A 20,464-nucleotide genomic window follows, 5' to 3' on the forward strand; every position below is an offset into this window, starting at 1 on the left:
TTCAAGGCAGACCTGTGGTGCACATGCATGCTGTCTAGGCCTCTGCGGTTGCCGCGATGCGGGCGTAGTGCTGAATGAGGCTCAGCAGTTCTTCGTCGGAGTAAGGCTTGCCCAGGTAATGGTTAACGCCCAGCTCCATCGCATGCTCGCGGTGCTTTTCAGCGATGCGCGACGTGATCATGATGATGGGCAGATCGCGCAGCGCACCGTCTGCACGGATGTTCCGCGCCAGGTCGAACCCGTCCATGCGTGGCATTTCGATGTCGGACAGCACAACGGTGGGGCGCTCTTCCTGCAGACGCTCCAGCGCTTGCAAGCCATCGGCCGCGAGCGCCACACGATAGCCTTCGCGCTGCAGCAAACGCTGCGTAACCCGGCGCACCGTGATCGAATCGTCCACCACCAGAACCAGAGGCACCTGGCTGGGGCCCGCCAATTGGGGCGAGACGACCGACTTGCCCGCACCCGAAGAGCCATCGGCCTCCAGCACTGAAGGCAGACCGGCGCTGGCGGCACGCACCTGATCGCCATACACCGTCGCCAGCGCCACGGGGTTGTAGATCAGCACCACAGCACCCGACGCCAGCACCGACATGCCGGCCAAGCCGGGCAAACGGGACAGTTGCGGACCCAGGTTCTTCACCACGACTTCCTGGTTGCCCAGAACTTCGTCCACGTGCATGGCGATGCGCTGCGATGCGCTGCGGAAGATCACCACAGGGCGCGTCTTTCCAGCAGGCTCGTTGCTGCGGGAAGAAGCCTGCAGGAGCGCTCCAGCCCAGAAGAAAGGCAGTTGCTCCATGCCGTCATCAAAATGGCCCGTGCGGTATGCAACCTCCAGGTCTGCCGCAGACGTGCGCCGAACGATCTCGACCACGTTGGCCGGCACGCCGATCGCGAGGTCACCCGCGCGCAGCATCACCACCTGCGTCACCGCCGTGGTCAAGGGAAGGACCATGCGGAAGGCCGCGCCCTTGCCAGCTTCTGTCGAGGTCTCGATCCGACCGCCCAGTGCATTGATCTCGGCACGCACCACGTCCATGCCAATACCACGCCCTGCCAAGCCGGTCACCTCGGAAGCCGTGGAGAACCCGGGCATGAAAATCAGGTTGGCAGCTTCGGCATCGCTCAACTCGGTATCGGGCGCCACAATGCCCTGCGCCAACGCCTTTTCACGGATACGGGGCAGGTTCAGTCCGGCACCGTCATCCCGGAACTCCACCGACACGTCGTTGCCTTCGTGGTGCAACTCCACAGTGATCGTGCCCGATGCAGGCTTGCCTGCGGCCGTGCGCACCTGCGGATCTTCAATGCCATGGGCCACGCAGTTGCGCAACAGATGCTCGAACGCGGGGGTCATGCGGTCCAGTACACCACGGTCCATCTCAATGGAGCCGCCGGTGATGTCGAGCTTGATCTGCTTGTTGGTTTCCTTGGAGGCCTGGCGCACCACGGCATACAGACGTTCAGCAATGCCTTCGAACTCCACCATACGGGTGCGCAGCAAGTCGCGCTGCAGCTCCCGTGCTTGGCGGCCTTGGGCAATCAGGTCGTCTTCGGCACCTTCCATCGCGCGCTGCAGGTTGCGCTGCACGGTGGCCACGTCGTTCACCGACTCGGCCATCATGCGTGTGAGCTCCTGCACACGGGTAAAGCGGTCAAACTCCAGCGGATCAAAGCCCGCCGCCGAGTCCTTCGACAGGGCCAGGCGCGACTGCATCTGCGATTCAGCTTGCAGCTCGATGTCCCGCAATTGCTGGCGCAGACGGTCCAAATTGCCCGACAGGTCAGTCAGCGAGCTGCGGAACTGACCCAGCCGCACATCCAGGCGCGAGCGGCTGATCATCACCTCACCCGCCTGATTGACCAACCGGTCCAGCAACTGGGCACGCACACGCACCGACTGGTTAGCAGCAACACGCAAAGGCGCGAGCTGCGAAGGACCAGGCAGGCGCACCGCTGGAGCAGAGGACACGGCAGACGCGGGTACAGCTGCTGGCACTGGAGCTGATGGGGCCTCGGAGGCTTCAGGCTGGCTGCGCGGTGTTTCAACGGGTAGAGAAACCACCGTATCGGCGGGCCCCTGGCCAATCGCACGCAGCGCATCAAAGTTCGCCTGGAGGCCGTCAAAACTACCCTGCAAAGGCTCGATTTGATCGGATGTCACCGTCTCAGCGTCAAGCTGCTCGATGGCGGATTCCAGCCGGTGGGCCATCTCACCGAGGCGCATGGCACCTGCCAGGCGCGAACTTCCCTTGAGGGTGTGCAACGCACGCAGCACTTCACTGCGGGCACCAAGGTTGTCGGGGCGCGAGGCCCATTGGCGTAGCGCACCACCAAGCTGTGGCAACAGCTCGGCAGCCTCTTCCTCAAAGATCGGGAACAGATCCGGGTCGATAACGTCAATCGCATCGATATCGTCATCCACATCCGAGCCGAGCGCCACAGCATGGGCGATCGCGTCATCAACACGCTGATCGTGGTCGTGGATGACGGCCGACAAAGCAGGGGCCACATGCCCTTTGGGCTCCACAACGGCTGCAGGCTCCGGTATGGCTTGCAGGTCCGGCTCGAGTTCGACAGGTGGCAGTGTCTGCGCCACTTCTGCTTCCACCGGCGCAGTCTGGCCCTGCACAGACAACAACTCGTCTGCAGCCTCCTCTTCAGGCGGTGACAAGGTGTTGTCCACCTCGGTTTGCAGGATCTGGCGCAGCTGCTCCAACACCTCCTGACTTGGCTCCTTGAGGAAACCTGCTGCAAACTGGTGCAGCAAACGACGGATATCTTCCGCCGCTGCCATGAAGGCCTGGGCCTGCTCCTGTGTGCCGCCAGACTGCAGCGTCACGTGTTGAAGCGCGTGTTCGAGCACCCTGGCCATCTCTGACAGGGCATTGAACCCCACCGTGGCGGAGCTGCCCGCCAACGAGTGCGCCAATGCCACGGCCATATCGGGCAGAGGTTCGTGCAGCTCCAGCGACCATTCCTGCAGGCAGGTCACCAATCGGCGCGACCACTCGTCGGCCTCATTCAGATAAACGTTATAGAGCGGGATGCCAATGCGCAGGGTGTCAATGACCTTCACCGCTTCATCGCTGGCGCTGTCTTCCGGCTCCTGCGGCACGGCCTCGATGGCCTGCGGCACTTCAGAGGCAGCCTCAAAGGCCACAGCCTCTGCGGCTTCTACGACTTCGGCCGGTACATCCTGACCCACAGATTCCGACCCATCGGCACTGAGCAGCAGGGGCTCGGGCTCTGTCCCGCTCGGCACTTCATGGGATTCGATGTCATCGAGCGACTCGACAGGCAGAACAAAGGCCCCATCCACCACTGCAGGTTCGTCGGGCACCACGGGTGCCTGCGACAGAGCATCCACCTCAGGAGCGGTCGCGACAGGTTCCAGGTCTGGGAGTTCGAGATCCAGAACAAAGTCGACACTAGAGGGGGCGATAGCTTCAGGAGCAGCAGGCGCCTCATTGAGCGCAGCGGCGAACACGGAGAAATCGATCTCCTCGGCCACCTCGGGGGCTGGAGCGATCGCCTCTGCCGGCAGTTCGGGCACATGGTCGAAAATTTCGGTGGCTTCGAAGTCCGGCATCGCCAGCTCTTCTTCCGCGACCTTCGGAACTTCTGCAACCGTTGGCGCGGGCACCTCAGGAGGCAGGTCATCCAGTACAAACACCTCAGGCTCAACTGCCACTTCAGCCAGGACCGGGGCTTCTCCGTCGGCAGACGGCACCACCAGCGGCAACAGGGTTCCGTCCAGGCGCATGGCATCCGCAGATTGCCGGAACGCGTCCGGCTGCCAGCCAGAGGCTTGGCCCGCCGCAATGTCGTCCGCCCAGCGGCTGAAGGCCCGCAACGCGTCGGAAGAAAGCTGCAGCAAGCCAGGGTGCATCGGCTTTTGCTCAGCCAGCCAGGCATTGAGCAACTGCTCCATCGACCAGGCGGCCTCGCCAAAATCGTTCAGCCCCACCATCCGCGAACTGCCCTTGAGCGTGTGGAAGGCACGCCGCAGCGTGGTCTGCTCACTCAGGTTGCCCGGATCGTCCGTCAGCACCTCGATCGCAGCCAGACCATTAACTACAACCTCGCGCGCCTCTTCCAGGAAGACCTCCAGCAATTCGTCCTCGATCTCCGGCACCTGCGCAGGGGCGGGTGCGGGCGCTGCCGCAGCCAGGGGCAAGGGCGCCGGCTCGCCGCCTGCCACAGCGGGCAGATCGAACGAAATATCAGGGGCCAGCGAATCCGGCTCTACAGGAGCCAATGGCTCAGCGGCAGCCACTGCGGGCATGTCCGGCAACGAAGGCAGCGAACCGAAATCGGTCGGCTCGCTAAGTGGTTCCTGCACAGGAAAACGCGGCACGACGTCAGGCAGGGGAACGGCCGACCGCTCCTCCAGCTTGGCAGGAGTCTCTTCCAAAGCATCCGAGGCACGCGGCCGACTCTTGCCCGTGAGAATGCGCAACTCGCCCAGTTCCTCGTCATACACAAACAGCTTGCGCGCCATGGTGCGCTGGTAGCTGAGCATGTCGATCAGGAAGCCCAGGGCGCCCAAGCTGTTGCCCAGTTTCTCGAACACGCCTTGGCGGTCTGATTCGGGGACTTCATTGATGAGCAAACGCTCCACCATGTCGCGCATGCGAACCACGGCGAGCGATGCCTGATCCAGCCCCAGCACCGACAGCACGCCGCGCATTTGGGCAAGATGCCCCGGTACGGTTGCCAGGACTGCAGTGTCCTGCGGGCTGCGGAAGAACTGGTCCAGCGCCTTTTCCGCCTCGCCGAGCGTGGAGCGCAATTCGTCCACCACACTGCCCATGGTCTGGTTGTCGCTGACCCTGCGGTACAGCTCCTCCATCCACTGCTCCAGAGGTTCTGGCTCTGCGCCCGCCCCCACCGCATCCAGGCGCTCTGCCAGTCGGCCCGCGCGGATTTCCATCTGATTGCCGTCCGCATCCAGCTCTTCAAAGGCTGCTTGCAGATACAAGACCGAGGTGGCTACTTCCATGGCCAGCGCGGCCGAGGGAGGTTCACCCGATCGAGTGGTGGATTCCAGCGCGCGGGTCAGCGCCTGAGCGAGGCTTTCGCTACCGGGGTGCAGCTTGCGCAGCGAGTCGCATACCAGACTGAATTGGTCCGCCGCTGGCTTGAGCTTGTTGCGGTCGCCGCCCGCCAGGGCAGACCAGGTTTCCGTGGCAGCAGCTATTCGCTTGCGTGCCTGCGCCAGCATGGCAGGATCAAACCTGCCAAAACGGGCTGCTTCATAGTCCACCGGCTTGAACCGATCAAGGGCAAAAGCCTGCCGGACCGCCTGCAAAGACGGAGCCGCACTGTCATTGGATTCGGCTGGCTTGGCTTGCGAACAGAAGAACAGCAGATCCTGAACCAAGCGGTCTGCAATCGTCGTGTCACCCTTGGCAAGGGTGGAGTACTGCATCAGCACGCGGGATGCCACACGCTTGACGTAGACGTCTGCAGGCAAAAGGCCGGAGCCGAAAGCCTCAAAAAAGCCAGCGCATATCTTCCAGAAAGCGCGGGACTGGCGGTCTTGCTGGGATGCCACAAATCCCAGGCAGGTATCCCGCAAACTCAACGAAGCCCTGAGATCGCCGGATTTGACGATTCTTAGAACTGCCGCATCCAGGCGAGCGCGCGCCTCAGGCCCGTAGGGCAGCGGCGTGGCTGCAACAGCCCCCTCGGGCTCGCGAAACCGGCGTTCCACGGGCCACAGATCGGCCGGATGGACACGGTCTGCCCCTGCCAGGGCCTGGGCATCGCGGTACTGGGGAAACAACGCGACAGGCGACGCTGCCTTGCCAGCCAGAACGGTTTCCAGGTATTCGATCAGCGCAAAGCTCGCACGCTCAATCACTGCGGCAGCATCGTCGCTGCAGGTCTCAGGCCGTTGAACGAACTTCTGGACTGCCGACTCCATGGCGCGCAGGACCAAAGCTGGAGGGCCCATGCCCACCATTTCCAGCGCACCACACGCTTGGTGCAACTGCTGGCGAGCGATGCGCAGTGGGCCTGCGTCCAGCGCTGCAAGATCCGACTCGCGTGCGGCTTCTGCATCTCGCACAAAACGGCGCATGGCCTTGACAGCGCCATCCAGAGATTTGCGCAGTTCGTCAAGCACCCACGCCAAAGGACCCAGGTCCTGATCCCCCTGGGTCCCATCCGCGGCCGGTGCATTGTTGACATCAATAGATGACATGGATTCGTCCCCGGCTGCTATGAGCCAGCTGGTTGATGACTACAGCGTCAGGCAATCTTGAACCGTGCCACCGATTGGCGCAGTTCCTCAGCCATGTGCGACAGCTCGCGCACCTGCTGCGCTGTGGTACGGGTACCTTCACCCGTCTGCTCGGTCACCGCAAAAATGTGCTGGATGTTGTCGGCCACTTCGTTGGCCAAAACGGCTTCCCGCGAAGTTGAAGACGAAATCTGCTCAATCAGTTCGGCGAGGCGACGCGACACGCGGTCAATCTCGGTCAGTGCGGTACCGGCGCTGTCAGACAGGCGGGCCCCTTCCACCACACCCTGCGTGGAACGCTCCATAGCGGCCACGGCATCCTGGGTGTCGGTCTGAATGGCCTTCACCAGCGCAGAAATCTGGCGCGTCGCATCAGCGGAACGTTCGGCCAGCCGCTGCACTTCTTCCGCCACCACCGAGAAGCCGCGACCAGCTTCACCAGCGGATGCGGCCTGAATGGCTGCGTTCAGAGCCAGCACGTTCGTCTGCTCGGTAATGTCAGAGATCAGCTCCGTGATTTCACCGATCTCCTGCGACGATTCGCCCAGTCGCTTGATGCGCTTGGAGGTGTCCTGGATCTGGTCACGGATGGAGTTCATACCGCCGATGGCGTTTTGCACGGCCTGCAGACCGGAATCAGCCGCTTGCAGCGACTGGCGGGCCACCGTGGCGGATTCTTGCGCCTGTGTGGACACCTCGTTAATGCGGGTCGCCATGTCGAGCACCGAGCGGCCGGTTTCGCGAATTTCGCGCAGTTGCTCGGTCGATGCTGCCAGCAGTTCGGTGGAGGTGTTGTCCACCTGAGCCGTCGTTTGTGCCACGCGGGTCGCCGTGTTCTGCACGCTGCCCACCAGTTGGCGCAGCTCTTCCACCGTGTAGTTCACCGAGTCGGCAATGGCGCCCGTGATGTCTTCCGTCACCGTGGCTTCTTGCGTCAAATCACCCTCAGCGACCGATTGCAGTTCGTTCATCAAACGCAAAATGGCAGCCTGGTTGGCGTCGTTGACGCGCTTGGCTTCTTGCTCCTGGCGCTTGGCGTCCTTCTGCTGCATTTCAGCAGCCGCCTGGCGGCCACGGCTGTCAAGCAGCTGAACACGAGAAATGCCCACACCGCAAAAGATCACAAACAAACCAGCAAGCGCAAGAGCTGCCAGTTGGCCGCCGCCCACACCCGTCTGGGCCGACAGTTTGGTTTGCAGTCCTTCGAGCTGACGGCGCAGAGGCTCACTGTCAGCAATGATGGCGGACTGCGCTTCACGGGCCGACACCAGACCTTGCAGGTTGCCCAGAATGGCGCTGGCCTGGGTGCGGGTCTGCTCATAGAGCTTCACCAGAGCTTCCAGCTGTTCGCGGGTCTGGGCATCCTTGGTGGCAGCCAGACGCAGTTCAGGACTGCCATCCAGCAGGCCTTGGGCGATTTCCTTGAACGAATTCAAGTCCTTGCCCAGCAGGAACACCGCTTCAGGGCTCACACCTTCCATGGTCTGGAATTCGTTGGCGGACTTGCCGATCCGCTGGGTCAACATCACCAGCTGGCCAGCCGCAGAAATCTCGGCAGCGGGGGCGTTCTGCTGCAGCTTCAGGGAAGACACAGTTTCTGCGATTTCGAGCAGGTCCGAGGACTGGCGGTTGATGGTGCGCAGAGCGTCGCCCACCTGGGTCAGGATCTTCTGCTGTCCCATCACCACGCTGGCATTGCGCTCGGCACGTTCCATGAGCGGGTTCACAGCGTCCAGATCGGGCTTGTAGGGCTCGCCCAGGGATTCCACGCCAAGTTCGCCATCACCCGCGTTGAGGGCACGCACATTGCGCGCCAGCACGCCAGAGCTTTCCACCACGTCCGGGAAGGCCTGGGGACTACCCACCAAGGCCTGAGATACGGACTTGGCGAGACGCTGTGATTGCATCAGGGATTGGCCGGTAGCCGCAAGCTGCTGAGCCGATCGGTCTGCCTGCTGCAGCACCCAGAAGGCAATCAACGCAAGAACCGCCACACCGATACCAAGCAGCGCGAGCAATCGACGCTGGTGAGCGGCGGCCGTGGCACGCCCCAGCACCGGCAGCGCGATCAGGTCTTCCTCTGCGTCCGATGCGGCCAGTTCCGGCGAATAACCATCTGGATCGCCCTGCACGCTGTTCATCGCTTCAGCTTGGTAGGTGTCGCGCAGCTGCGCACCATCCAGCGAACCCGTGGCAAGAAGATCCTGCCCGTCGTCGGCGGCGCCGGCAGTCGCGCCGGCTTCCGGCGTGGCAGGTTTCCGGTTGAACAGTTTTCCAAATTGATTGACGACGGACATGGTGCAGCCTTACAGAAAAACTCAAGCACTGATGCTCAGGAAAGCGGGATGTTGGGACAGGATCTGCAAATTCAGCTCCTGCCAGCGTGTGCCGCTGGAATCGATATAGGTGGTGCCGAAGAAAGCGGGCGAATCCTCGGCGGGCGGCTCAGAAGACACAAATGCATCGGTCCCACGCAGGCCCGCAAGGCGATCCACCAGCAACGCTGCATTGACCTCCAGGGCGGCATTGAAGGCCAGCAGGCTGGCTTCGGACAAGGCCTGCTCCGTGCGCGGAGCGGCTGAACCCAGAAGGCCTGCCAGATCCACCACGCCGACCAGTCCGCCGCGCAGGTTGGCCACACCCAGAAACCACCGCTGGGTGTAGGGCACCGCCTGGATCGAGACCCAGGGAAAGATCTCCCCCGACTGACCCAGTGGCAGCAAGTAAAAACTCCCGGCCGACTCGACAGCCAGCCAGGATGAAACAGAGGACCCTTCGGTTCTTGCAGCCTGAAGGCGGCTGGCAAGTCGGGTCTGGAGCTCTCGCAGGGCTTCGCGGTTGGCCATGAACGCGCCGCAGCCTTAGTTCAGAGCGTCAATTTTGGCCTGCAGTTCAGCGGGATCCACGGGCTTGGTGATATAGCCGCGCGCACCCTGCCGCATCCCCCAGACGCGATCCGTTTCCTGGTTCTTGCTGGTGCACATGATGATGGGCACATCGGCGTACAGCGGGTCGCGGGTGATAGCACGTGTGAGCTGGAAGCCGTTTTGGCCGGGCATGACAACGTCCATGAGGATCAGGTCGGGCTTTTCCTCCGCCAGACGGCGGAAAGCCTCATCGGCATTTTCTGCGGTGCGTACCTGCATGCCTTTTTTCTGAAGCAGGTCGGTCAAAAACATCAACTCGGTCTTCGAGTCGTCGACGACCAATACTTTCTGGATGGGCATTACATCGCTCCTTGTTGGGCATTGCCAAATTGCTGCACGGCTTGCAGCAACTGGTCTTTGGTAAACGGTTTGGTGAGATATTCCTGGCAGCCGACCATGCGCCCGCGCGCTTTGTCGAATACACCATCCTTGGAGGACAGCATCACCACCGGAGTATCTGCAAAACGGGCATTGCGCTTGATGATGGCGCAGGTCTGGTACCCGTCGAGCTTGGGCATGAGGATGTCGCAGAAAATCAGCTGAGGCTGGTAATCATTGACTTTGGCCAAAGCATCAAAGCCGTCGTCGGCCAACAAGACTTCGTGCCCCCCCTGCTTGAGAAAAATCTCGGCGCTTCGACGGATGGTGTTGCTGTCATCCACCACGAGCACTTTGAAAGATGCGCCTGTTGTAGTCAATTGTTACTGCTCCTGATGGAGAAAAAAACAACGCAGCAGCACATGATGCTGGTGCGCCTCAAATCTGAACCATCTCGAAGTCTTCCTTGCGGGCCCCACACTCGGGGCAGGTCCAGTTCATCGGAACCTGATCCCATGGTGTATTGGGTGCAATGCCGTGCTCAGGTGAACCCTCTGCTTCGTCATAAATCCAACCGCAAATCAAACACATCCAAGTTTTAGAGTCGATCACAGCTTAAAGGGCCTTCACATAGAATGCAACGATTGTATCTAGTCATCTCCGTGGGCTGCGGCTTCGGTGCCACCCCTCAAGCAGGATCTGGTCCATGACCATCAAAGCATCCCCTCCCCCCCCCGAAAGCATAGATATTGAAGATGACGGTTTGGAGGACGCAAGCCCTGCATGCGTGCTCGTCTTCAATGCCAGCGACCCCAGCGGCGCTGGCGGACTGACAGCCGACATCACCACCATTGCCTCCGTGGGCGGGCATCCGATTGCCGTGGTCACAGGCGCCTATGCCCGCGACACGGCGCAGATTTTCGACCACTTCAGCTTTGACGACGAGGCGGTGGCCGAGCAGGCCCGGGCCGTGCTGGAAGACCTGCCGGTTCAGGCCATCAAGGTCGGTTTCGTGGGCAGTCCGGAGAACATCAGCACCATCGCCGAGATAACCACAGACTATGATGAAGTCCCGGTGATAGCGTACATGCCCAACCTGTCCTGGTGGCGCGATGAGCTGATCGACGAGTACCTGGATGCCTTCCGCGAATTGTTGTTACCACAGACCTCGGTGTTGGTTGGAAACCACAGCACCCTGTGGCGCTGGCTGTTGCCCGACTGGACCAGCGACCGCAGCCCCACAGCCCGCGACATTGCCCGGGCCGCCTCCGAAATGGGCGTGCCCTATACCCTGGTCACCGGCATTCCCCTGCCCGAGCAGTTTGTCGAGAACGTGCTGGCCTCCCCCCAGACCGTGCTGGGCAGTGGCAAGTTCGAACTGTTCGACGCCACCTTCTCCGGCGCCGGCGATACCTTGTCGGCGGCCCTCACGGCCCTGGTGGCCAGCGGCAACGACCTGGGCGAAGCCACCAGCGAAGCCCTGGGCTACCTCGACCGCTGCCTGGATGCCGGCTTTCGCCCAGGCATGGGGCACATCGTGCCCGACCGCATGTTCTGGGCCCAGCCCGACGATGACGAGGCCGATGGTGACGAAGAAGAACCCCCGATTGACGAAGCACAGGCCCTCGAAGGCTTTGTGATGCCCCCCCATGACACCAAGCACTGATCTCAACATCCCCCTGTTCGAACGCGCCAAGGCGCTGATCCCCGGCGGCGTGAACTCGCCCGTGCGGGCCTTCAAGGCCGTGGGCGGCACGCCGCGTTTTGTGAAGCGCGCCAAAGGCGCCTACTTCTGGGACGCCAACGACCAGCGTTTCATCGACTACATCGGCTCCTGGGGCCCGATGATCCTGGGCCACGGCCACCCCGCTGTGCTCGAAGCCGTGCAGAGCGCAGCGCTCGAAGGCTTCAGCTTTGGCGCACCGACCGAACGCGAGGTGGAGCTGGCCGAAGAAATCCTGAGCCTCGTGCCGTCGATGGAAATGATCCGCCTCGTCAGCTCGGGCACCGAAGCGGGCATGAGCGCGATCCGCCTGGCCCGTGGCGCCACAGGCCGCAGCAAGTTCATCAAGTTCGAAGGCTGCTACCACGGCCATGCCGATTCGCTGCTGGTCAAGGCCGGATCGGGCCTGGCCACGTTTGGCAACGCCACCAGCGCGGGCGTGCCGCCCGAGGTGGTGCAGCACACCCTGGTGCTCGAGTACAACAATGTCGCTCAGCTCGAAGAGGCCTTTGCCCTGCACGGCAAGGAACTGGCCTGCGTGATGATCGAGCCCATCGCGGGCAATATGAACCTGGTGCGCGCCAGTGTGCCCTTCATGCGCCGCTGCCGCGAGCTGTGCACCGAATACGGCGCGCTGCTGGTGCTGGATGAGGTGATGACGGGCTTCCGTGTGGCCCTGGGCAGCGCGCAGAGCGTGTACGCCAAGAGCATCCCCGGCTTCAAACCCGACATCACGGTGCTGGGCAAGGTCATTGGCGGTGGTATGCCGCTGGCAGCCTTTGGTGGCCCGCGCGCCATCATGGAAAACCTCGCACCGCTGGGCGCCGTGTACCAGGCGGGCACGCTGTCGGGTAACCCGGTGGCCACGGCTTGCGGGCTGGCCACGCTGCGCGAGATCAAGAAGCCGGGCTTCTTCGACGCACTGTCGGCCACCACACGCTCCCTGGTTGATGGCCTCGCCGCTGCGGCGGCGGCTGAAGGCGTACCCTTCAGCACCGACAGTGAAGGCGGCATGTTCGGCTTCTTCCTGATGCCCGAGCTACCCCAGAACTACGCCCAGGTGCTCAAGACCGACAGCGCGCGTTTCAACCAGCTGTTCCACGGCCTGCTTGATCGCGGTATCTATATTGCACCTGCGCTGTACGAGGCCGGTTTTGTCAGCGCCGCCCACACCGCCGACGACATTGCCTCCACCGTGGCAGCGGCTCGTGAAGTGTTCAGAGAACTATCAAAATAATAGCTATCAGCGCTTTATCATCAAGCGATAGAGGCCAATTTGACTGATATTTTGTGTAGCAGAGGGCGCAGCGCCCTCGCTTCACGCGGCCGTCATGCAATGCGGGCAGGCTCGGGTGTTTTACCCCACACCACCCGCGCCATGGCACACAAACCCCTCGTCTCTACCTCCCACCCTTTCCGCGACGCTGCGCAGGCCGATGCCGGGCGGCGGCGCTTCGTGCGCCAGCTCGGCATGGCTGCAGCCGCGCTGGGCACCCTGCCGCTGGCGGCCTGCGGCGGCGGCGATGACGATGTGCCTGCAGTGCAGTTTGCACACGGCATCGCCAGCGGCGACCCGCTGGCCGACCGCGTGATGCTGTGGACACGGGTGACCCCACCCGCTGGCCACACCAGCGATATCCCTGTCGAATGGGAACTTGCCACAGACAGCAACTTCACCTCCATCGCTGCCCAAGGCAAGACCACGGCGCTGGCCAGCAAGGACTTCACCGTCAAGGTCGATGCCACCGGGCTCAAGGCGGCCACTGCGTACTACTACCGCTTTCGTGCGTACGCAGCCCACACCGCCACCGGCCGCACGCGCACCCTGCCCACCGGCAGCGTGGCGCAGGTCAAGCTGGCCGTGTTTTCGTGCGCCAACTATCCCGCCGGCTACTTCAATGTGTATGCCGACGCGGCCCGCCGCAATGACCTGGATGCCACCGTCCACCTGGGCGACTACGTCTATGAATATGCCCGGGGTGGATATGCGTCGGCCAACGCAGGCGCGTTGGGGCGCCTGTCGCAGCCTGCGCACGAGATCCTGAGCCTTGCCGACTACCGCCAGCGCCACGCCCAATACAAAACCGACTCCGACCTGCAGGCCCTGCACGCAGCCGCCCCCATGATCGCCGTGTGGGACGACCACGAGATCACCAACGACACCTGGAGCAACGGCGCAGAAAACCACCAGAACGCCACCGAAGGCAGCTTCAGCGCGCGCAAAGCCGCGGCCATGCAGGCGTACCACGAGTGGATGCCCACCCGCAACGCGCAGCCCGAGCTGATCTACCGCAGCTTTGCATTCGGCAACCTGGTTGCGCTGCACATGCTCGACACCCGCGTGGTGGCACGCGATGAGCAGCTCGACTACGGCCAGTTTTTCACCGCCACCGGCTTTGACGCCGCCGCGTTCACCGCCGCCGTGGGCAGCACTAGTCGCCAGCTGCTGGGCACCACGCAGACACAGTGGCTTCAGCAGCAGATGGCCACATCCAGCGCTACCTGGCAGGTGCTGGGGCAGCAGGTGCTGATGGGTCGCATGAACATTCCCGCGCCCATCCTGATGGAAACGCTGCAACCCGGCGCAGGCGTCACCGTCAGCCAGTACGCGGCCCTGGTGGGACGCGCGCAGACAGCGCCCGCCAGCCTCACACCGGCCGAGCAGGCCATCCTGGCGCAGCCCTCCATTCCCTACAACCTGGACGCCTGGGACGGCTACCAGGTGGCACGCGAGACGGTGCTGGCCACCTCGCGCAGCCTGGGCAAGAACCTGGTGGTGCTGTCGGGCGACACCCACAACGCCTGGGCCAACGAGCTGCGGGACATGAGCGGCAATGCCGTGGGTGTGGAATTTGCCACCTCATCTGTCACTTCGCCGGGGTTTGAGGAATACCTGCCGAACGAAAACCCCGCCACACTGGCCGGTGCGCTGCAGCAGCTCATCGCGCCGCTGAAGTACTGCGATACCTCGCGCCGTGGCTACATGGTGCTGACTGCCACCGCCACGGAGTGCCGCGCCGACTGGGTGTACGTGAGCACCATCACCAGCCGCAACTACACGGCCAGCACCGACAAATCCCTGAAAGTGCTGGCGGGCGCGGCGGGCACGGGGCGCATTGTCGCGGCATAAGCTCAGGCTTACAGCAGCCCCCGCAACTCGCGGGCGGCTTCGTGGAGCAGCGGGAGCAGGTCGCGCTGCAGACTGCCCTCGTCGACCTGCTTGGGCGACGCCACCACATTGAGCGCCGCCACCGTGTCGCCCTGCAGATTGCGCAGGGGCACGGCCAGCGCGTGCACGCCCAGCTCGTGCTCTTCCACCGCCAGGCAATAGTCATCGCGCCGCACCTTGGCAACCACCTGCCGAAGCGGGCCGACCTGGGTGATGGTGTGGGGCGTGAGGCGGTGCAGTGAGCAGGCCTTGAGCCACGCAGTGAGTTGAGCAGGAGGCAATGCCGCCAGCAGCACGCGCCCCGTGGACGTGGGGTGCGCCGGCAGCCGCGCGCCCAGGTGCAGGCCATAGGCCAGCACGCGCGACGGCGCGCCGTACACCCCGCTGCGCGCCACGATCACCACCTCGGTGCCATCCAGCACCACGGCCGAAAACGATTGCTGCGTCTGCGCCGCCAGCCGGTTCAGCGTGGGCTGCAGCACACGCGGCAGCCGGGCTGAGGCCAGGTAGCTGCCTGAAAACCGCAGCACCTTGGGCGCCAGCCAGAAGTAGCTGCCATCCGTCTCCAGATACCCCAGGTGCGCCAGCGTGAGCAGGTGCCGCCGCGCTGCCGCGCGCGTGAGGCCCGTGCGCTGCGCGGCCAGCGTGGCGTTGAGCCGCTGGCGCTCGGTGTCAAAACTCTCCAGCACGGCCATGCCCTTGGCCATGCCTTCGATGAAATCTGCCTTGGCGATGGGAACGGTGGTCATGGTTTGCTTGGGGCGCCTGGGGTCGGTCGCCTGGTCGAAGACTGGAGGTGAGCCGAGGCTATGGAAGATTGCGCGATGATCGCACATCAGATCCATCAATCGCACGATAGCGGCGTGGACCGGGCTTCAATTGACATGGATCAACCTACGCTTGGCCCTGTTCCTTTACCGCTTTCTAACGCCTTTGTGAGGTTGTCCACCATGCGTACCCAGGTTGCCATCATCGGCGCAGGCCCCGCCGGTCTGCTGCTCGGCCAGTTGCTCTACAAATCCGGCATTGACGCCGTCATCATCGAACAGCGCAGCCCCGACTACGTGCTGGGCCGTATCCGCGCAGGTGTGCTGGAGCAGGTCAGCATGGACCTGCTGGACAAGGCTGGCGTTGGTGCCCGCGCCCATACCGAAGGGCTGCCCCACGATGGTATCGAGCTGCTGTTCAAGGGCCAGCGCCACCGCATCGACCTGCACGACCTGACCGGCGGCAGCCGCGTGACGGTGTACGGCCAGACCGAAGTGACGCGCGACCTGATGGACGCGCGCGCGGCGGAAGGCTTGACCACCGTGTACGACGCGCAGAACGTACAAGTGCACGACTTCGACGGCCAAAGCCCCCGCGTGACCTACCAGAAGGACGGCCAGACGCACGAGCTGGCCTGTGACTTCATCGCAGGCTGCGACGGCTACCACGGCGTGTGCCGCGCCAGCGCTCCGGCCGAACTGCTCAAGACTTACGAACGCGTCTACCCTTTTGGCTGGCTGGGCGTGCTGGCCGATGTGCCGCCGGTGTCGCACGAACTGATTTACGCCAACACCGAACGTGGCTTTGCGCTGTGCAGCATGCGCAGCGCCACCCGCAGCCGCTACTACGTGCAGGTGCCCAACACCGACAAGATCGAGAACTGGACCATCGACCAGTTCTGGACCGAGTTGGGTGCCCGCCTGGACCCCGAGGCGCGCGCCAATCTGGTCACCGGCCCGGCGCTGGAGATGAGCATTGCCCCGCTGCGCAGCTTTGTGGCCGAGCCCATGCATTTTGGCCGCATGTTCCTGGCGGGCGACGCGGCCCACATCGTGCCGCCCACGGGCGCCAAGGGCCTGAACCTGGCGGCCAGCGACGTGGGTTACCTCTGGACCGCCCTGACCGAGTTCTACCAGGAGAAGTCTGCCGTGGGCATCGACACCTACTCCGACCGCTGCCTGCGCCGCGTGTGGCGCGCCGAGCGCTTCTCGTGGTGGTTCACCTCGCTGATGCACCGCTTTCCAGAGACCGGCGAGTTCGGACAGAAGATCCAGGAGGCGGAGCTGGACTACCTCGTCAACTCGCGTGCAGCCTCGGTGTCGCTGGCGGAGAACTATGTCGGACTGCCGATGAATTTCGGGACCTGAATCTCACCGTCATCCTGACAACGGGCAAAAAAAAGCGGCTTCCTTGGAAGCCGCTTTTTGTTGGATGCCCGCCGGTCGAATCAATGCCGGAAGTGGCGCACGCCGCTGAAGACCATGGCCACGCCACGCTCATTCGCTGCGTCAATCACTTCGTTGTCGCGCATGGAGCCGCCGGGCTGGATCACGCAGGTAGCGCCCGCATCCACCACCACATCGAGGCCGTCGCGGAAGGGGAAGAAGGCGTCACTGGCTACGACCGTGCCTTGCAAGGTCAGGCCTGCGTGACCCGCCTTGATGCTGGCGATGCGGGCCGAATCCAGGCGGCTCATTTGCCCAGCGCCTACACCCATGGTCATGCCGCCCTTGCAGAAGACGATGGCATTGCTCTTGACGTACTTGGCGACCTTCCAGGCGAACAGCAGGTCTTCCATTTCTTCCAGCGTTGGCTGCTTCTTCGTCACGACCTTGAGGTCGATGAGCGACAGCTCGTGGTTGTCAGCGGTCTGCAGCAGCAGGCCCGAGCCGATGCGCTTGGCGTCCATGGCGTTGCGGCCACGTTCCCAGTCTGTCTTGCCGCCGTGGGCGGGCAATGCAATCTTGAGCAGACGCACATTGGCCTTGGCCTTGAAGATCTCCAGCGCCTCGGCCGTGAAGTCGGGGGCCATCAGCACTTCGACAAACTGCTTGCTCACCTGCTGGGCGGCAGGGCCGTCCACCACGCGGTTGAACGCGATGATGCCGCCGAAAGCGCTGGTGGGGTCGGTCTGGAAGGCCTTGCTGTAGGCGCTCAGCGCGTCCAGGCCCACGGCCACGCCGCAGGGGTTGGCGTGCTTGACGATCACGCAGGCGGCGGCTTCAAAGCTCTTCACGCATTCCCAAGCGGCATCGGCGTCGGCGATGTTGTTGTAGCTCAGCTCCTTGCCCTGCAGCTGCACACCCGTGACCAGCGAGCCGGGCGCGGGGTACAGGTCGCGGTACAGAGCGGCTTGCTGGTGGCTGTTTTCGCCGTAGCGCAGGTCCTGCACCTTGGTGAAGATGCCATTGCTCTGGCCGGGGAACTGGGTGCGCGTGGGCACGTAGGTTTCCGACAACTTTTCTTCTTCGAACGTGACGGACGAGAGGTAGTCGCTGATGGCGCCGTCGTACTGGGCGATGCGGTTGAATGCGGCCACCGACAGTGCAAAGCGCAGCTTGTCGCTGAGCTTGCAAGAACCTTGTCCATGGGTTGCCTTGAGTTCAGCCAGCACGGCCTCGTACTGGTCGGCCGAGGTGATCACGCCGACGTCCTTCCAGTTCTTAGCTGCGCTGCGCACCATGGCAGGACCGCCGATGTCGATGTTCTCGATGGCGTCGGCCAGCGTGCAACCGGCCTTGGCCACGGTGGCTTCAAAGGGGTAGAGGTTGACCACCAGCAGGTCGATGGTGTCGATGCCGTGTTCCTTCAGCGCGGCCATGTGCTGTGGGACATCGCGGCGCGCCAGGAGGCCGCCGTGCACCTTGGGGTGCAGCGTCTTCACGCGGCCGTCGAGCATCTCGGGGAACTGGGTGACCTCGGCCACTTCGGTCACGGGCAGGCCCTTGTCGGCCAGCAGCTTGGCGGTGCCACCGGTGGACAGGAGCTTGATGCCCAGCGCGTGCAGCGCTTGGGCGAATTCGACGATGCCGGTCTTGTCGGAGACGGAGAGAAGTGCGTTCATGGTGTGGGAGAGGAGAGTTTGAATAAAAACAGGCTCTAGCGCTTATCCATCAAGCGCAAGCAGCTACAAATTAAATAGCAAATAACACAATGACGTCAGAGCAGCTTGTGCTCGACGAGCTTTTTGCGCAGCGTGTTGCGGTTCAAGCCCAGCCATTCGGCCGCGCGGGACTGGTTGTTGTCGGCTTGCTGCATCACGACTTCCAGCAGCGGCCTTTCGACCACACGCACCAGCATGTCGTACATGCCATCGGGCGTCTCGCCGCCCAGATCGCGAAAGTAGCCCTGCAGGCTCTCGCGCACGCATTCTTCTATGTGTTTCTTGCTCATGCAGCCAATCCCTCTTGTTCTTCTGGTTCTGCGTCCAAGCCCGTGGCGGCAGGCAGCCGGTCCATCTGTTGCCCGAGGGCGTCCAGGTGGTCGGCCACGGCCTGCCACTGCGTGGCGCAGTCTTCGATCGTGTTGATGTGTTGCCTGAAGGCCTCGCCGCCCGGCAGCGCGCGCAGGTACCAGGCAATGTGCTTGCGCGCACTGCGCACCCCGGTCAGCTCGCCATACAGGCTGTAGTGGTCTTGCAGGTGGTCCAGCAGCAGGCGGCGCACCTCGGCCACCAGCGGCGGCGCCAGGTGTTCGCCCGTGGCCAGGAAGTGGCCGATCTCTCGGAAGATCCATGGTCGGCCCTGTGCGGCGCGGCCGATCATGATCGCGTCGGCCCCGGTGGCAGCGAGCACGTCGCGCGCCTTTTCGGGCGAGGTGATGTCGCCGTTGGCCACCACGGGCACCTTGACCGCCGCCTTGACGGCAGCGATGGTGTCGTACTCGGCATGGCCCTTGTAGCCCTGCTCACGCGTTCTGCCATGCACGGTCAGCATCTGGATGCCGACGGCCTCGAACTGGCGCGCGAGTTGCACGGCGTTCTTGTGCTCCTGGCACCAGCCGGTGCGCATCTTCAGCGTGACGGGCACGTTGAAGGGCGCGCAGGCCTCGACCACCGCAGCGGCAATCTCCACCGCCAGCACCTCGTTCTGCATCAGGGCGGAGCCCGCCCATTTATTGCAGACCTTCTTCGCCGGGCAGCCCATGTTGATGTCGATGATCTGCGCGCCGCGTTCCACGTTGTAGACCGCAGCCTCAGCCATCATCGGCGCATCGGTACCGGCGATCTGCACGGCAATGGGCCCCGGCTCCCCTTCATGGTTAGCCCGGCGCGAGGTTTTGAGGCTGTTCCACAAGTCCTTGCGCGAGGTCACCATCTCGCTCACCGCGTAGCCCGCCCCCAGCGCCTTGCACAGCTGGCGGAACGGCCGGTCGGTGACGCCCGCCATCGGGGCGACGAACAACCGGTTCGCCAAAGTAATGTGGCCGATGTGCATGGGCGGGGTGGGATAGGGAGGCAGCAGCAGATGCTGAAAAAGGAGGCAGGATTGTACCTGCTCAAAATTTCAGCAAATGAAATGTCGCGCCCGCTGAAAATCGGACGGCTTTGTCACCCTCACGCGCAGCCGGGGCGAGTACCACCCCGCAGGGAGCAAGGTCATCGCGCGGCGAGGTCAGCGTCCGCGGTGTGCACCGTTGCAGCGCCGCGCAGCGCAAAGTGCCACCAAGCATCGGGGGTGTTTTCAAACTGGTGGCGGGCCATCGTCGCACGCAGCCAGGCGCGGTTGTGCAGCACATCGGGCGAGAAGCCCTGGGCGGCAGACTCTGCACCTGCCAGCGCCGCACCCGCAGGCGTTCCCATGTCAACATCGTGCCCATCGGCCAGCGGCCCGCGCACCACCTTGCTGGCCTTCATGCCGTCCACCACACGCACCTGCACCACCCAGCCGCCACCAGTGGCCGGGCAGGTGGCTTGCAACACCATGCCCTGCGCCTGCAATTCCTGGCCCACCCGCTGCAAGGCGGCGCGCGCAGAAGGTGTTTCGCTGCAAGGGCTGGCGACATGCACCTCAGCGGGTTGCAGTTCAGGCACCGCTGCCTGTGGGCTGTGCACACAGGCAGCCATCAGCAGCGCCAGGGCCAGAGGCAGCCAGCGCGAGCCAACAGGCGCGCCAGCCAGAGGGGTGGTGCTGGGGAAGACGTGGGGTTCAAAACGTTGCATGCTGCCTCCTCCTTGGGAATTTTTCGGGGGACGGTGTGGTTACCACGATAAGAAAGGAGCCCCTTGCAAGCCATGCGCAGATGGCGCAGCCCGGCGTAGGACAGCGCCCCCTGGCACCAAAGCACCGGCTGCGCAGCCCTACACT

15 protein-coding genes are annotated in these 20,464 nt (G+C 63.5%); 4 read left to right on the forward strand and 11 right to left on the reverse strand.

Annotated features, from left to right (window positions below):
• Positions 1 to 34: 34 nt before the first annotated feature.
• From EXV95_RS11580 to EXV95_RS11605, 6 genes are read right to left on the reverse strand one after another with little or no spacing between them, the layout of a single operon-like run.
• Positions 35 to 6,214 (reverse strand): Hpt domain-containing protein, encoded by a 6,180-nt coding sequence (locus EXV95_RS11580; protein ID WP_176886964.1) that lies wholly within the window; start codon positions 6,212 to 6,214, stop codon positions 35 to 37.
• 47 nt (positions 6,215 to 6,261) lie between these two features.
• A complete protein-coding gene (locus tag EXV95_RS11585) occupies positions 6,262 to 8,550 on the reverse strand; it encodes a methyl-accepting chemotaxis protein (protein WP_176886965.1) in 2,289 nt (762 codons plus the stop codon).
• A 21-nt stretch (positions 8,551 to 8,571) separates the two neighbouring features.
• Complete coding sequence (locus EXV95_RS11590; protein ID WP_055393363.1) at positions 8,572 to 9,099, reverse strand: chemotaxis protein CheW; 528 nt, start codon at positions 9,097 to 9,099, stop codon at positions 8,572 to 8,574.
• 15 nt (positions 9,100 to 9,114) lie between these two features.
• Positions 9,115 to 9,480: a PleD family two-component system response regulator gene (locus EXV95_RS11595; RefSeq protein WP_010459520.1), complete on the reverse strand. Its 366-nt coding sequence runs from the start codon at positions 9,478 to 9,480 to the stop codon at positions 9,115 to 9,117.
• Entirely contained in the window at positions 9,480 to 9,878 is a 399-nt protein-coding gene (locus EXV95_RS11600) for a PleD family two-component system response regulator (RefSeq protein WP_034692846.1), read from the reverse strand. Before EXV95_RS11600 ends, EXV95_RS11595 begins: the two co-directional genes overlap by 1 nt.
• Before the next feature lie 58 nt (positions 9,879 to 9,936).
• Complete coding sequence (locus EXV95_RS11605; RefSeq protein ID WP_008903269.1) at positions 9,937 to 10,110, reverse strand: rubredoxin; 174 nt, start codon at positions 10,108 to 10,110, stop codon at positions 9,937 to 9,939.
• A 94-nt stretch (positions 10,111 to 10,204) separates the two neighbouring features.
• On the opposite strand from EXV95_RS11605, the gene EXV95_RS11610 reads away from it, so the two are divergent.
• The 3 genes from EXV95_RS11610 (at position 10,205) to EXV95_RS11620 (ending at position 14,351) form a co-directional block, all read left to right on the forward strand.
• Positions 10,205 to 11,164 (forward strand): bifunctional hydroxymethylpyrimidine kinase/phosphomethylpyrimidine kinase, encoded by a 960-nt coding sequence (locus EXV95_RS11610; RefSeq protein ID WP_055393365.1) that lies wholly within the window; start codon positions 10,205 to 10,207, stop codon positions 11,162 to 11,164.
• Entirely contained in the window at positions 11,148 to 12,458 is a 1,311-nt protein-coding gene (gene hemL, locus EXV95_RS11615; RefSeq protein ID WP_176886966.1) for a glutamate-1-semialdehyde 2,1-aminomutase, read from the forward strand. The genes EXV95_RS11610 and hemL overlap by 17 nt, the downstream gene beginning before the upstream one ends.
• 141 nt (positions 12,459 to 12,599) lie before the next feature.
• Entirely contained in the window at positions 12,600 to 14,351 is a 1,752-nt protein-coding gene (locus EXV95_RS11620) for an alkaline phosphatase (protein ID WP_176886967.1), read from the forward strand.
• 8 nt (positions 14,352 to 14,359) lie between these two features.
• Here the strand turns inward: EXV95_RS11620 and EXV95_RS11625 are convergent, their stop codons facing one another.
• Positions 14,360 to 15,139: an IclR family transcriptional regulator C-terminal domain-containing protein gene (locus EXV95_RS11625; RefSeq protein ID WP_176886968.1), complete on the reverse strand. Its 780-nt coding sequence runs from the start codon at positions 15,137 to 15,139 to the stop codon at positions 14,360 to 14,362.
• A 201-nt stretch (positions 15,140 to 15,340) separates the two neighbouring features.
• Here EXV95_RS11625 and pobA point away from each other — a divergent pair, with 201 nt between their 5' ends.
• The gene (pobA, locus tag EXV95_RS11630; protein ID WP_176886969.1) at positions 15,341 to 16,525 is read left to right on the forward strand and encodes a 4-hydroxybenzoate 3-monooxygenase; all 1,185 of its coding nucleotides are present in this window, start codon (positions 15,341 to 15,343) and stop codon (positions 16,523 to 16,525) included.
• Positions 16,526 to 16,605: 80 nt separating this feature from the next.
• On the opposite strand, the gene purH is transcribed toward pobA, so the two are convergent.
• From purH to EXV95_RS11650, 4 genes are all read right to left on the reverse strand, one after another.
• On the reverse strand, positions 16,606 to 18,222 hold the full coding sequence (gene purH / locus EXV95_RS11635; RefSeq protein ID WP_176886970.1) for a bifunctional phosphoribosylaminoimidazolecarboxamide formyltransferase/IMP cyclohydrolase: 1,617 nt from the start codon (positions 18,220 to 18,222) through the stop codon (positions 16,606 to 16,608).
• A gap of 95 nt (positions 18,223 to 18,317) precedes the next feature.
• Positions 18,318 to 18,551 carry a Fis family transcriptional regulator gene (locus EXV95_RS11640; protein ID WP_015015597.1) on the reverse strand — a complete coding sequence of 78 codons (234 nt, stop codon included), beginning with the start codon at positions 18,549 to 18,551 and terminating at the stop codon, positions 18,318 to 18,320.
• Positions 18,548 to 19,594, reverse strand: coding sequence for a tRNA dihydrouridine synthase DusB (gene dusB / locus EXV95_RS11645; RefSeq protein WP_176886971.1), 1,047 nt, complete (start codon positions 19,592 to 19,594; stop codon positions 18,548 to 18,550). Before dusB ends, EXV95_RS11640 begins: the two co-directional genes overlap by 4 nt.
• A gap of 161 nt (positions 19,595 to 19,755) precedes the next feature.
• The gene (locus EXV95_RS11650) at positions 19,756 to 20,319 is read right to left on the reverse strand and encodes a M15 family metallopeptidase (protein WP_176886972.1); all 564 of its coding nucleotides are present in this window, start codon (positions 20,317 to 20,319) and stop codon (positions 19,756 to 19,758) included.
• Positions 20,320 to 20,464: the final 145 nt, after the last annotated feature.

This window comes from Acidovorax sp. JMULE5 (genome assembly GCF_013376875.1).
Taxonomy (GTDB): domain Bacteria; phylum Pseudomonadota; class Gammaproteobacteria; order Burkholderiales; family Burkholderiaceae_C; genus Acidovorax; species Acidovorax facilis.